Origin of the sequence: uncultured Litoreibacter sp. (assembly GCF_947501785.1) — a bacterium.
Taxonomy (GTDB): domain Bacteria; phylum Pseudomonadota; class Alphaproteobacteria; order Rhodobacterales; family Rhodobacteraceae; genus Litoreibacter.
Window position 1 is genome coordinate 2,309,300 of sequence record NZ_CANMXB010000001.1, and the last position, 12,509, is coordinate 2,321,808.

17 protein-coding genes are annotated in these 12,509 nt (G+C 59.0%); 7 read left to right on the forward strand and 10 right to left on the reverse strand.

Annotated elements, in window-relative coordinates; translation table 11 throughout:
• The first annotated feature begins 57 nt into the window (after positions 1 to 57).
• Positions 58 to 480: a tellurite resistance TerB family protein gene (locus Q0899_RS11555; protein ID WP_298293992.1), complete on the forward strand. Its 423-nt coding sequence runs from the start codon at positions 58 to 60 to the stop codon at positions 478 to 480.
• 187 nt (positions 481 to 667) lie between these two features.
• Positions 668 to 1,324, forward strand: coding sequence for a hypothetical protein (locus Q0899_RS11560; protein ID WP_299192953.1), 657 nt, complete (start codon positions 668 to 670; stop codon positions 1,322 to 1,324).
• A gap of 139 nt (positions 1,325 to 1,463) precedes the next feature.
• On the opposite strand, the gene Q0899_RS11565 is transcribed toward Q0899_RS11560, so the two are convergent.
• Positions 1,464 to 2,246: a DUF1013 domain-containing protein gene (locus Q0899_RS11565; RefSeq protein WP_298362157.1), complete on the reverse strand. Its 783-nt coding sequence runs from the start codon at positions 2,244 to 2,246 to the stop codon at positions 1,464 to 1,466.
• A 133-nt stretch (positions 2,247 to 2,379) separates the two neighbouring features.
• Between Q0899_RS11565 and Q0899_RS11570 the strand changes: the two genes are divergently transcribed.
• Positions 2,380 to 3,009, forward strand: coding sequence for a ribonuclease T2 (locus Q0899_RS11570; protein ID WP_299192955.1), 630 nt, complete (start codon positions 2,380 to 2,382; stop codon positions 3,007 to 3,009).
• A gap of 94 nt (positions 3,010 to 3,103) precedes the next feature.
• On the opposite strand, the gene Q0899_RS11575 is transcribed toward Q0899_RS11570, so the two are convergent.
• Positions 3,104 to 4,072, reverse strand: a complete 969-nt coding sequence (locus tag Q0899_RS11575) for an NAD(P)H-quinone oxidoreductase (protein WP_299195360.1) — start codon at positions 4,070 to 4,072, stop codon at positions 3,104 to 3,106.
• Positions 4,073 to 4,085: 13 nt separating this feature from the next.
• Complete coding sequence (locus Q0899_RS11580) at positions 4,086 to 4,781, reverse strand: COQ9 family protein (RefSeq protein ID WP_298294001.1); 696 nt, start codon at positions 4,779 to 4,781, stop codon at positions 4,086 to 4,088.
• 106 nt (positions 4,782 to 4,887) lie between these two features.
• Here Q0899_RS11580 and rpsU point away from each other — a divergent pair, with 106 nt between their 5' ends.
• A complete protein-coding gene (gene rpsU, locus Q0899_RS11585) occupies positions 4,888 to 5,094 on the forward strand; it encodes a 30S ribosomal protein S21 (protein WP_298294005.1) in 207 nt (68 codons plus the stop codon).
• Between the two features lie 122 nt (positions 5,095 to 5,216).
• Here rpsU and Q0899_RS11590 read toward each other — a convergent pair whose 3' ends face one another.
• Positions 5,217 to 5,561: a helix-turn-helix domain-containing protein gene (locus tag Q0899_RS11590; RefSeq protein WP_299192958.1), complete on the reverse strand. Its 345-nt coding sequence runs from the start codon at positions 5,559 to 5,561 to the stop codon at positions 5,217 to 5,219.
• Between the two features lie 119 nt (positions 5,562 to 5,680).
• Between Q0899_RS11590 and Q0899_RS11595 the strand changes: the two genes are divergently transcribed.
• Together Q0899_RS11595 and Q0899_RS11600 are read left to right on the forward strand one after the other, a co-directional pair.
• Entirely contained in the window at positions 5,681 to 6,349 is a 669-nt protein-coding gene (locus tag Q0899_RS11595) for a glutathione S-transferase family protein (RefSeq protein WP_299192960.1), read from the forward strand.
• A gap of 23 nt (positions 6,350 to 6,372) precedes the next feature.
• A complete protein-coding gene (locus Q0899_RS11600) occupies positions 6,373 to 6,831 on the forward strand; it encodes an SRPBCC domain-containing protein (RefSeq protein ID WP_299192962.1) in 459 nt (152 codons plus the stop codon).
• Positions 6,832 to 6,833: 2 nt separating this feature from the next.
• On the opposite strand, the gene Q0899_RS11605 is transcribed toward Q0899_RS11600, so the two are convergent.
• The 5 genes from Q0899_RS11605 to Q0899_RS11625 form a co-directional block, all read right to left on the reverse strand.
• Positions 6,834 to 7,433, reverse strand: coding sequence for a hypothetical protein (locus tag Q0899_RS11605; protein WP_299192964.1), 600 nt, complete (start codon positions 7,431 to 7,433; stop codon positions 6,834 to 6,836).
• 14 nt (positions 7,434 to 7,447) lie between these two features.
• Positions 7,448 to 7,582 (reverse strand): aa3-type cytochrome c oxidase subunit IV, encoded by a 135-nt coding sequence (locus tag Q0899_RS11610; protein ID WP_298294020.1) that lies wholly within the window; start codon positions 7,580 to 7,582, stop codon positions 7,448 to 7,450.
• An 83-nt stretch (positions 7,583 to 7,665) separates the two neighbouring features.
• The gene (locus Q0899_RS11615; protein ID WP_298362176.1) at positions 7,666 to 8,130 is read right to left on the reverse strand and encodes a DUF6173 family protein; all 465 of its coding nucleotides are present in this window, start codon (positions 8,128 to 8,130) and stop codon (positions 7,666 to 7,668) included.
• A gap of 3 nt (positions 8,131 to 8,133) precedes the next feature.
• The gene (locus tag Q0899_RS11620; RefSeq protein WP_299192967.1) at positions 8,134 to 9,165 is read right to left on the reverse strand and encodes an MBL fold metallo-hydrolase; all 1,032 of its coding nucleotides are present in this window, start codon (positions 9,163 to 9,165) and stop codon (positions 8,134 to 8,136) included.
• The gene (locus Q0899_RS11625) at positions 9,162 to 10,868 is read right to left on the reverse strand and encodes an acyl-CoA dehydrogenase (protein ID WP_299192969.1); all 1,707 of its coding nucleotides are present in this window, start codon (positions 10,866 to 10,868) and stop codon (positions 9,162 to 9,164) included. Before Q0899_RS11625 ends, Q0899_RS11620 begins: the two co-directional genes overlap by 4 nt.
• A gap of 131 nt (positions 10,869 to 10,999) precedes the next feature.
• Between Q0899_RS11625 and Q0899_RS11630 the strand changes: the two genes are divergently transcribed.
• Positions 11,000 to 11,935 (forward strand): L-threonylcarbamoyladenylate synthase, encoded by a 936-nt coding sequence (locus Q0899_RS11630; protein WP_298294034.1) that lies wholly within the window; start codon positions 11,000 to 11,002, stop codon positions 11,933 to 11,935.
• Here the strand turns inward: Q0899_RS11630 and Q0899_RS11635 are convergent.
• Positions 11,932 to 12,486, reverse strand: a complete 555-nt coding sequence (locus Q0899_RS11635; RefSeq protein ID WP_298362400.1) for a YqgE/AlgH family protein — start codon at positions 12,484 to 12,486, stop codon at positions 11,932 to 11,934. The two genes, Q0899_RS11630 and Q0899_RS11635, sit on opposite strands and share 4 nt — an antisense overlap.
• Between the last annotated feature and the right edge of the window lie 23 nt (positions 12,487 to 12,509).

A 12,509-nucleotide genomic window follows, 5' to 3' on the forward strand; every position in this document is an offset into this window, starting at 1 on the left:
GGCCCTGCCGGGTCAATATTCTGCGCTGCAACATCGCCTTTCCAGAAAGCCCTTTGCATGTCTCTCGACGCCTCCCCCCTCTCCGCGCAGGATTGCCTCGTCGCCATGATGATCGCGGTCTCCATGTCGGACGCCAATGTGCGCACGTCTGAACTGGTGGCCATCCAGCAGGTGGTCAATCACCTGCCGATCTTTGCCGATTACGACGTCGACCGCATCAACAAGGTCGCCGCCACCGTCTTCGACCTGTTCGAGGATGAAGACGGTCTCGACGCGCTCTTCGGCCTCGTCAAAGAGGCGCTGGAACCCGAGCTTTTTGAGACCGCCTACGCGCTTGCCTGCGACGTCGCCGCCAGCGACGCCCATATCGGCCAGCAAGAGCTGCGCCTGCTCGAAGAAATCCGCTACGCGTTGGAAATAGACCGCCTCCACGCCGCCGCCATCGAACGCGGGGCGCGGGCGCGCTACATCGTCCGCTAGGCCATTCGTCACTGCGCTGTGAATGTCTGCTATGCGGCACGAAGCCGCCATTCGATGAGGGCATAGCCAGACCGCGGGGTGGCGACAAGAGGCCCATTCGACAGCGCTTTATGGTAGCAAGGTCATCTTCTGTACATTCGGCGCGCCCAGCCCCACCAAATCGCCAGCCCTGTCGGGCGGTCTGGCGATGCCCGGGGCCTACGGCCTGTTTACCGGGCTGGTGAGCAGAAAAGAAGTGGCTGTTATGCGGGACTTGCTGCCGTTCCAACCGGCCATTTCCGCACATCAAACAATATACACATTTGTGCCTAACCGTTGCCTTCTGATTATCGGAGCTTGTTGCTCACTCTTGTTGGAAAAGCATGTGATGCTAAGAAGCCTCGAATTGATGTCAGCCGCTATATTTTTCGGTATCTGGCCTGTATTGGTAGGAGCTCAGCAAGACCGCTATCCTTCTATTACTGAATCGTTGCTGGATGAATGGGGCGACAAAACGTACCGGTTTGCTTCGGGTGAATTGAATGGTGCCATTCTTTATCTTGGGCTGGATGGCAGTACATTTCTGTGGTTCCCTAAAAAGGTCAAAATCTCTGCGGGTACTTGGTCAGGTGGACTCAAAAACCGCAAGACTGCGGTCTGTGTCAATTTTCCTTACACCGTGGTGCGCCGATTGACCGAAACGCAGTTTGGCGAAAGAAAGTGCATTCACTTGGACAAGTTCAGTGCGGCTATAGTGGAAGTAGCTAATGGTGACATATTGAATCTAAAAAGCAAAAAGTTTCCCTGCCGAATTTGTTCCAAGTCCACTAGCATTTCTCAATTGGCGATTGGACTTCGGGATTGAGATTTGAGTTTAAAGCTCAGGTCACTCTGGGCTCAAACCGGCCATTCCCGCACCCCACCCACACCCAAAAAAAAGCCACCAACCCGCAGGTCGGTGGCCTCATCGCGTAGGGCGGGGTTCACCCCGCCAAACCTAAACCTTACTTCTCGTCGTCAACCTCGGGCTGCTCGCCCACATCCGGTTGGTCGTCGCCCTCAGGAAGGTTGAACAGCGAATCCGCGTCCACCAGCAGGTTGTCGTCCTCGTCCTCATCATCCGCAGGCGCGTCACCCAAGGTGAAGGTCTCAAGACCGGCCATCGAGGACGGCAGCGCGGGCTCTTCCGCAGGTGCGCCAAGCGACAGCTCGGTCGAGACCAGCTTGCGCCGCTCGTCATCGCTCATCGCTTCGCCGTCTTTGGCTTTCTTGGCATTCGCTTTCTGAACGGCGGCGTCCAGCTCGGACTGTTTACACAGCCCCAAAGCCACCGGGTCAATCGGTTGGATGTTCTGGATGTTCCAATGCGTCCGCTCGCGGATCGCGTTGATCGTGGGCTTCGTGGTGCCCACCAGTTTCGAAATCTGACCATCGGTCAGTTCTGGGTGGAACTTCACCAGCCACAGAATCGACGCCGGACGGTCCTGACGTTTCGACAGCGGCGTATAACGCGGGCCACGGCGTTTCTCTTCACCCACAGCGGCGGCGTTGTGCTTCAGCTTCAGCTGGTAGCGTTTGTCGGCCACGCCTTTGTCGATCTCTTCCTGCGTCAGCTGGTTGTTGGAAATCGGGTCAAAGCCTTTGACGCCCTGCGCCACGTCGCCATCCGCGATGCCTTGCACCTCAAGGTCGTGCAGCCCGCAGAAATTCGCGATCTGGGTAAATGTCAGTGTGGTGTTGTCGACCAGCCAAACGGCAGTCGCTTTCGCCATAATCGGTGTAGCCATTGGTCGTCTCCTTTGGACGTTAAACACAACTTCCCCGTCACCCGGCTTAGGGGCTGTCCCGGTTGGAACAAGTTCGTATTGTTGGGGAACTTGGGGCCTATATAGTGAGCCTTAGTTAAAAGGGAAAGAACAAATGCGGGCACTTTTGATCTGGCTTTTCTGTGCAGGCGCAGCCTTTGCCGAAGGCGAAAAAGCCGGCGAGTTCGACTATTACGTCCTCGCCCTCAGCTGGTCGCCAAACTGGTGCGCCCTGGAAGGTGACGCCCGCAATTCCGACCAATGCGACCCCAAACACGATCACGGCTGGATCATGCATGGCCTGTGGCCGCAATTCGAAGAAGGCTGGCCCTCCTATTGCAACACCCGCGAACGCAGCCCCTCGCGGTCCGAGACCGCAGCCATGGCTGACGTGATGGGCACCGGCGGTTTGGCCTGGCACCAATGGAAGAAACACGGGCGCTGTTCCGGCCTTTCATCGCAGGATTACTTCGCCCTGTCGCGGGAGGCCTACGCAAAAATCACCCGCCCAGCGGTGTTTCGAAAACTCAAAGACCCGGTGAAACTGCCCGCCCATGTGATCGAGGAGGCGTTCCTTTTGGAAAATGACGGCCTTAAGACCGGCGGCATCACCATCACCTGCAAAAACCGCCACATTCAGGAAGCACGGATCTGCCTGACCAAAGAACTCGACTTCCGCAGCTGCGGCCACGACACGATCCGGGACTGCCGCATGGACGACGCTCTGTTCACGCCAATTCGTTAACAAGCATGTAAGCACCGCGCGTCACGACGCCCTGTGTACGGGGTGTGTACAGCCTGTGTACGCGGTTTTCATGGCTTTCTGGCGAAAGTTAACGTCAGATTTTGAGCACGATTTTCCCGATATGGGTGGAGCTTGCCATCTTCGCATGCGCCTTACTGGCATCCTCCAAGGCGAACTCCGAATCCATCACCGGCTTCACCGTTCCAGCCTCCAACAAAGGCCAGACCTCGGCTCTCAGACGGTCGGCAATCTGCGCCTTCGCCAAGTCGCTTTGTGGCCGCAATGTTGACCCCGTAATGGTCAGCCTGCGCGTCATCAGAAACGCAAAATTCAGTTCAATTTTAGGGCCTTGCAAGAAAGCGATCTGCACCAGCCGCCCGTCCATCGCCAAGGCTTTGACGTTGCGCGGCAGGTAGTCGCCACCCACCATATCAAGGATCAAATCCGCCCCGCCTTCGGCCTTCAGAACCTCCACAAAATCCGCGTCGCGGTAGTTGATCGCAACCTCCGCGCCCAAGTCGTTGCAAACTCCGCATTTTTCGTCAGACCCAGCCGTCGTGAACACCCGTGCGCCAAAAGCACGCGCCAACTGAATGGCCGTCGTCCCAATGCCCGACGACCCGCCATGCACCAAAAACCGCTCCCCCGCTTTCAGCCCGCCACGCATAAAAACGTTAGAGAAAACAGTGAAGTACGTCTCCGGCAACGCCGCCGCCTCAGCCATGCTCAAGCCGTTTGGCACGGGCAAACAATGCGCCGCCGGCGTGCTGACATATTCCGCGTACCCGCCACCCGGCAGCAGCGCGCAAACCTTGTCACCGACCGCGACACCAGACACTCCGGCGCCGATAGCCGAGACCGTCCCGGCCCCTTCAAGCCCGGGCAAAGGCGAGGCCCCAACAGGCGGGTCGTATGCCCCCGCCCGCTGCAGCGCATCGGGCCGGTTCACGCCCGCATAGTCCAATTTTATAACGACATCGCCCGCCCCCGGAACAGGTACCGGCACCTCAACAGGCGTCAACACATCCGGCCCGCCGGGCTTTGAAATCTCAACAGCACGCATCATTATGTCAGTCCTACTTATGGGGGCGTGAGCTCATGAACCCCGGTAGATCAGGGTCCCGCATTTTGGAAGGTGCCTTCACCTTGGACATCAGCCAATTCGGCCCCGCCATCAGCTTCGAGGCCAACGGATTGTCGTTCATCTGCGCTTTGAATTTTTCAAACTGCATGACGTTCTCAATCCGACGGTCCAGAAATTCCCACGTCTTTTCATGGCCTTCGCTGTCGTCGCCCAGCCAGAACAAGACGGTGGAGCCGTAAACCCCCGACAAGATCGTGCGTTTCGAATACCAGTTGAAATCGTCCGAGCTGTCGCCCAGCTCTGTCCAAATCGCGTCCGCCGTGCCCCAGACCAGCTTGGCCCCAAGCGCCGCGTTCTGCGGTAAGGCAAACAAGGCCGATCCACGCCGCACCGCTTCCTTGTGGTCGCCGACAGCTTCCAGCCGGTAGCGCACGCCCGCCGCGACGCGTTCGCTATAGCGCATCCCCAACAGGTTCTCCCGCTTCATCCGAGCCGCCATCTGGGCGTCGCCACGCTCGTGAAAGGCAATTGCCATATCCAGCGCCGTACGCGGGAAAATTGATTTGGCAACGGCCAGCTCAATGCCTGTATCTTGCACAGCACTTTGAAATGTCTCGTCGGACCAGCCGTCGAACATGACATGGTCCAATGCGGCATCCAAAAGGCGGTTCTTTTCGGTATCAGACATCTCAAACTCCTCAGGTTTCCCTAGTGGACAAGATAGGGCGACCTTGCTATAGCGCCACTTCCTGCAAATTCTTGCAAACTCTAACTTAGGAAGGTGGTGACACCACATGCAGGTAAGCGTTCGCGACAACAATGTCGATCAGGCTCTCCGCGCTCTGAAGAAGAAACTTCAGCGTGAAGGCGTTTTTCGGGAAATGAAGCTCAAGCAACATTTCGAAAAGCCGTCTGAGAAGAAAGCACGCGAGAAGGCCGAGGCCATCCGCCGCGCCCGCAAGCTGGCTCGTAAAAAGGCACAGCGCGAAGGCGGGATGTAAATCCCTCCCTCACTTGTGAGCAAAAAACGACCCCCGCAGCAGCCGCTTCGGGGGTTTGTTTTTGTCTATCGTGGTGCAAGCACATGCAGTGTGAATGAAACGCTGGTTCGCCCACAACGCCGTCAGTCGCGCGTTTCTACCCACCAGTCATGCATGGATGTAAACACAGGCCTCAGCCCCATGCCAGCAGGCGTTGCACTGTATTCCACCCTCGGTGGTACTTCGGCATAGACCTTACGCGAAACCAAGCCATCCGCCTCCAATGCGCGCAGCTGGTTGGTCAGCATGGTTTGGGTGATACCAGTTGCCAGCTTTCGCAATTCCCCGAAACGTTTGGTGCCTTGAAAAATCAGAATTTGCAGAAGCATCAGCTTCCATTTTCCCCCGATCATCCCAATCACATCCTGCGCCGGACAGCGCGCTTCACCGACTTCTGGCGAAGGAGCCAAATTTTCTTCCCGGTCCAACATCCTTGTTTTCCTGCAATAGTAAGTTTTTTAGTACTGTATACGATTTTTCTGCCTACTTTTGAAGGCCAAGCAAGCGGCGTATTTGACATTGGGTAATCGCAACCAGGAGACACCCGATGACCATTGCTTTGTACTCTGTCAGCGGCGCCCCCAGCCCGTGGCGCGTTCAGATTGGGTTGACGTTCAAGGGCTTGGCCTTTGATCTGACCACATTGTCGGCCCAGAAACAGGAACACAAATCCCCCGAATTCTTGAAGCTCAACCCACGTGGCACCGTTCCGGTCTTGATCGACGGCGACACTCAATTGACCGACTCGATCGGCATTCTGGGATGGCTCGACCGCGCCTATCCCGACAGGCCGCTCTTTGGCGCAACACCAAGCCAATCAGCCGTGATCTGGCAGCGCGTGATGAGTATTGCAGAGTTTCTCCCGCCCGCCGTCAGCGGGGTTCTGAGGCCACTGTTCTTCGGTGGCGAAACCGAAGCCAACGACGCTTTGCGAGAAGCGGCGCAGGCCCTAACCGACGAATTGGCCATCCCGGAGACCTACCTTTCCGAAGGCGCTTTCTTAGCGGGGGCAAACCCGACCGCAGCAGACGCTGTGATGTTCCCTCACATCCGTCTTCTGGTGCGCGCCACACAGACACATGCCGCGACGATGGAGGCACTTGGATTGGGCGACCTGCCCGCACTGTTCCCGAACCTCGCCGCTTGGGTCAATCGGGTCGAGGCATTGCCAAATGTCGCCGCAACTTTCCCGCCTCATTGGCAGGATGCAACTTAGCCTAGACAGTCAGGACACATTGCATGACCGACACACACTACACCGCCTCCATTCTGGTCAACGCCAGCCCAGCCGCATGCTTCAAGGCCGCGACCACCCAGTATGACAAATGGTGGACCAAGCCCGACGCGCCCATGCGCGACGTCGGCGATCGGTCCAAGTTCACTTTTCCACCCGGCAAGTCCTACTGGACCTTTGAGGCCACGTTACTCGTTCCCAATGAACGGGTCGACATGACCTGCGTCGATGCGCTGCACCTGCACGAAGGGCAGCCCGCAGAGATAGAACAAGAATGGCTTGATACGGTTGTTCGGTGGGAATTTACCACAGAGGGCAATCAGACCCGCGTCAAACTGGACCACATCGGTTTAAAGCCGGACCTGCTTTGCTTTGATATTTGTAAGGCCGGTTGGGATTTCTTCTTCCTCGACAGCCTCAAAGCCTATCTGGAGACTGGCGAGGGCAAACCGCATACGGGCTAGTGTCAGAGACCCTGCGCGGGCAGCTTTGCTGAATTGTCGTCCGGATCATCGTCGTAAACCTTGCGGGTGGTCACCCCGGGCAATTTGGCAAACGCATCCATGGTTTTGGTTGGGAAATACCCCACCGGGATGCTTTCAAAACCTGGCAGCTGCGACAGGATTTTCGACGTCGACAGCGAGCATTGCGCCTTCGGCACCGCGCCGTAATTTGCGGCCAGCATCAGCGCCTTCTGCGCCACCTCGGGGGAGACGGTGATTTCCTGCACCACGGTGTGGAACGTCTCCCGCGTGTGGTAGTCGATGTAGACGCCGACCATGCGGTCGGTCAGGCCGTAATGCAGGTCATTGCGCTCAGGGGCGTTGGGGTTCCACCAGGTCCCCGCCGGGTCCCACATCACGCGCTGCGAGCCGTTGATCAATAGCCCCGTATGCGCGCCCGAGCCTGAACGGTTGTTGATCACCGTGATCAACGTCAGCTTGGCTGGCCCCGGCGCGCGGAACGCGACGCGGTCAATTTCATGCTGTTCCGACCAGATCGGCTCCGCCCCGCAGGCGGCAAGGCTGACCAACATGGCCAGCGACAGGAACACACGACGCAACACGGGGACTTGTCGGATCAGCCGTTGATCATGGCCAGAAGGACCAGAAAGACAAGGATGATCACGATCGAATAGGTCGTGAATTTTACGAATCCGTCGAATGTTTTTTCTTGGTCTTTGGTGTCCATGGACCCGTGCTCGTGCTCAGCCATTGTGGCCTCCGTCAGTGGTGTGTCTAAGTTGGTTGCCCGTGGCATAGCGGATTCTTAATGCAGTGTCACGCGGCAGCGCGCGGCTATTCGTCGCCTTCTTCCAACTGCTGCGCGAGGCGGAAACCAATGCGGTTTGGTTCCGGCTGATCCACCTCTTTGGGCAGCGCGCGCAGCATGACGTTCAGCTGGCTGACATGCTGGATCTGCTGGGTCTTGGTGCCGGACGGATCGGACCCGTAGAAAGTGATGATGTCAGGGGCGTAAAAGCCCATCCCCTCAATCCGCATCACGCCCGCGTCGCCGCCGGTAAAACCCATCGCGACCTCTTGGTTGGCATCAAGCTGCTGTTCAAAGTTCTGGATGTAAAGCACCAGCCGCTCATAGGCCCATTCGGCGGGCGACTTCTGTGACAGAGGCGTCTTTGCAACGCCTTCGGGCAACGGCTGCTGCTCGGCCGTGGGGGCGCAATCCTTCAAGTGCACAACACGAGCCTTGGGAAGCGCCGCGGCCTCCACCATTTCTGCCGTGGTCTTGATCTCGTCGTTCATCGGTTAGGCCTTCGTCTGGTAGAGATACGCCCCATCATCGCGCAAGGAGCGGGTCACTTGTCCAGACAAATACAGGTGATGGCAATGGGCCATGGCCTCCACCAGCGCCAAACCGTATTCCCCGCCGCCAATCTCGCGCTTGAACAGCGTCAGGAAGGTCTCACCGGCCGTGTGCGGTTCCTGAAGGAAGGTCAGCAGCCGGTCCAACGCGCCGTGGTGGTTGTCGATTAGCTGCTTCAACCGCAATGGCAGGCCTTTGAACGGCAGTTTATGGCCCGGCAGAACCAGCTGACCCGGAGTTGCGAATTGCAACATCCTTTCGCAGGCCTCCAGCCAGTCAGACACCGGGTCCGCCTCCGGCTCGTTCGGATACAGCCCCAGATTGGGTGAAATGGACGGGATCAGCTGATCGCCGCCCAACACCACGTCATCATCCGACCAAAGCGTAGCATGTTCGGGCGCATGGCCGTTGCCGATACGAACCAGCCATTTGCGACCGCCGATAGTCAGCGTATCCCCTTCGCGGATACGTGTGTAGCCTTGCGGCAGCGCCGCCACGCAGTCGGAGAAGTTGAACGGGCGCTCCGCCTTGCGCTTTTCCAAGATATCCGCATCCATCCCACCACGGGTGTAGAAGGTGATCGCCTCCGGCGTGGGCACGGGTTGGTCGTCAAAAGTCAGCATCCGCGCCATCAGCCATGCAGTCCGGGTGGTGATCAACTCCGCGCCATGTTCGGTCTGAAACCAGCCCGCCATACCGATATGATCGGGGTGGTGATGGGTAACGATCACCTTGCGCACGGGCTTGCCGCCCAGCGGCCCAGCCATCAACGCGTCCCAGATGGTCACCCCACGCTTGGAGTAAAACCCGGTATCCACAATCGCCCAGCCGTCGCCATCGGCAATGGCGTAGATATTGACATGATCCAGCTTCATCGGCAGCGGCAGGCGCATCCACAGGATGCCGCCTGCCACTTCAACAGCCTCGCCCTCGGCGGGGATGTCCTCAAACGGGTAGGTTAGCTTTTGGTTCAAGCGACCAGATCTTCCACGCTCAGCGCGTACAGGTCAGCCGCCCCTTGGCGCACATGCTCCGCAAGGCCAACATGTTCGGGCAAAAGACGCTGAATATAGACCCGCGCCATACGACCGCGCACCCCATCCTCACCGGCGCGATGCGCCGCGCAGAGGTGGTAATAACCGCCAAGGCAGCGCGCGAAGAGCTTCAGATAAGCAACCGAGCCCGCGAAGCGGTCATTCATGTCCTGCTCTACAAGCCACTCAGTTGTTTCGCGCAGTGTTTCAAAGGCAGTGAACACTTTCGCCGCCAGATCGGAGTTGCCCTCTTTGCAGCCCTCGATAGAGGCCTCAAGCTCGTCAATCAGCGCATAGGCGGCTTCTCCGCCATCTATCATCTTGCGCGCCACCAGATCCATCGCCTGAATGCCGTTGGTGCCCTCGTAAATCGCGGTCACCCGCACATCGCGCAAGTATTGCGCGGCGCCGGTTTCTTCGATGAAACCCATGCCGCCATGCACTTGAATACCCTTTTGGGCCACGTCGATACCCACATCCGTACCGAACGCCTTGGCAATCGGGGTCAGCAAAGCCGCACGCGCTTTCCAAGCGGCGTCATCCTGTGCGTTGCCCATGTCGATAGCCAATGCACAGGCGGCCGAAATCGCACGGGCCGTGAAAATATCGGCCTTCATTTCCGCCAACATCCGGCGCACATCGGCATGGCCGATGATCGTCTCGCCCTCATGCGCGCGGCCCTGCTTGCGATCCATGGCATAGGCCAATGCGTGTTGATACGCGGCCTCCGCCACGGCGATGCCCTGCCCGCCGACGCCGAGACGTGCGTTGTTCATCATGGTGAACATGGCGGCCATGCCGTTATGTTCCTCACCCACAAGCCAACCTTGAGCGCCGTCAAACTGCATCACCGCAGTCGGTGAACCGTGCAGCCCCATCTTGTGCTCAAGCGACACCACCTTCAGCGAGTTCGCCACGCCGGGCTTGCCATTCTCGTCCGGGATCAGCTTCGGCACCATGAACAGCGAGATACCCTTGGTCCCGGGCTTCGCATCCGGTAGGCGCGCCAACACAAGGTGACAGACATTTTCGGTGAAATCATTATCGGCCCAGCTGATGTAAATCTTCTGTCCCGTCACCGCGTAGCTGCCATCACCGTTTGGCTCCGCCTTGGTGCGCAGCGCGCCCACGTCGGACCCGGCCTGCGGCTCCGTCAGGTTCATCGTGCCCGACCAAGCACCGGAAATCAGGTTCGGCAGATACAGCTCTTTGATCTCGTCAGAGGCGTGGTGTTCCAACGCCTCGATCTGGCCTTGGGTCATCAGCGGGTTAAGTTGCAGCGACAGGCAGGCACCGCCCATCATCTCGTTGACTGCGTTGACCAGCGACTGCGGCAGGCCCATGCCGCCATATTCCGGGTCGCCCGCCATACCGACCCAGCCGCCTTCGGCAATGGCCTTGTAGCCGTCTCCGAACCCCGGCGAGGTGCGCACAACGCCGTTCTCCAACACCGCCGGATGCATATCGCCATTGCGCTGCAGGGGTGCCAGCACCTCGTTGCACATCTTGGCCGCCTCTTCGAGGATGGCAGAGGTCACATCCGGCGTGGCTTCGGCAAATTTTTCGGTCTCTGCGACGCGGGAAAATCCCACGACCTTGTCAAAGAGGAACTGATATTCGCTGGCGGGCGCACGATATGGCATTATGAACTCCGTTCGGTTGCGCGACTATGCAGGCACGCGGGGATCGGTTAAAGGGCGTCAAAGTTTGGACAAATGTGCAGCGCGCGGCCCTTCCCATCAAGGGGGACGCAGCGTCAGAACGGGAATTCCGCGTGACCAAGACATTAACGCAAAGCCAACTGCTTGATGCCGCACAATTATTGCGTGACGGCAAGCTGGTCGCGTTCCCGACGGAAACCGTCTACGGCCTCGGGGCAGACGCCACCAACGACCGCGCCGTCGCCGCCATTTTCGAGGCCAAGAACCGCCCCAGCTTCAACCCGCTGATCGTGCATCTGCCCGATGTCGCCGCCGCCGAGGCTTTCGTGACCTTCTCGGATGAAGCCCGAACGCTGGCCGACGCGTTCTGGCCAGGGCCTATGTCATTGGTCCTTCCATTGCGCGGTGATGTCGGCCTCTCTGACCTTGTGACCGCCGGTCTGGACACGGTCGCGATCCGCGTTCCTGCGCACCCATTGGCACAGGCGCTGTTGCGCGAGGTCGGGCTGCCCATCGCCGCCCCCTCCGCCAACCCCTCCGGCAAGATCAGCCCAACCACAGCCGCGCATGTGCTGGATGGGTTGTCGGGTCGAATTGCCGCCGTGGTCGACGGGGGGCAATGCGGCGTTGGATTGGAATCGTCAATCTTTGGCGGCGACCCAATCACGCTGCTGCGCCCCGGGGGCATTTCCCGCGAGGCGGCAGAAGGCGCGCTGGGCCGCGCACTGGCTCAAGGCGGCGGCTTGGCAAAGCCAAACGCACCGGGACAATTGGCGTCACACTACGCCCCCGATGCAGGCATTCGGCTGAACGTAGAAGCAAAGCAAGACGTTGCGCATCTGGGTTTTGGCACCGGCACGGCTGACCTGAATCTGTCCCCAACCGGCAACCTGACAGAGGCGGCAGCCAATCTGTTCTCAATGCTGCGAAAAATGGATGCTCTGACACAAGCGGCCGGGGCGGATCACTTCACCGTCGCGCCGATCCCGCAGCACGGGCTGGGGCTGGCCATCAACGACCGTCTCACCCGCGCCGCTGCGCCGCGCTAAGCGCGCCCGCCTTCGGCGGACAGCAACAACGGGTCAATGCCCATGGCCTTCAGCGCGCCCTGCCACTTGCCGCTGTCTTCCTTGCCGAACACCAGCGCCTCAGATGCGTCGCCAATCAGCCAGCCGTTGCGCACGATCTCGTCCTCAAGCTGCCCCGGCCCCCATCCCGCATAGCCCATCGCCAGCAAGGCAAGGTCCGGCCCGTCGCCCATGGCGATGTCTTCAAGAATGTCCAGCGTGGCCGTCATCCCGAAGCTGTTGCCAACCTTCAGTGTCGCCTCGCTTTGGTCGTAGTCGGACGAGTGCAGCACAAACCCACGGCCAAACTCCACCGGCCCGCCAACATGGATGCGGATGGACCGGGCCGATGGCGGGGCCTCGATCTCCAATTGTTTCAGCAAATCCTTGAATTTCAGGTCTTCGGCGGGTTTGTTGACGATCAATCCCATAGCCCCTTTGTCGGAATGGGAGCAGATGAAGATCACACTTTGTTCAAACCGCTGATCCCCCATCGAGGGCATCGCAATCAGCAACCTGCCGTTCAAATCCATGGAATCGCTTGGTTTTGTCATCT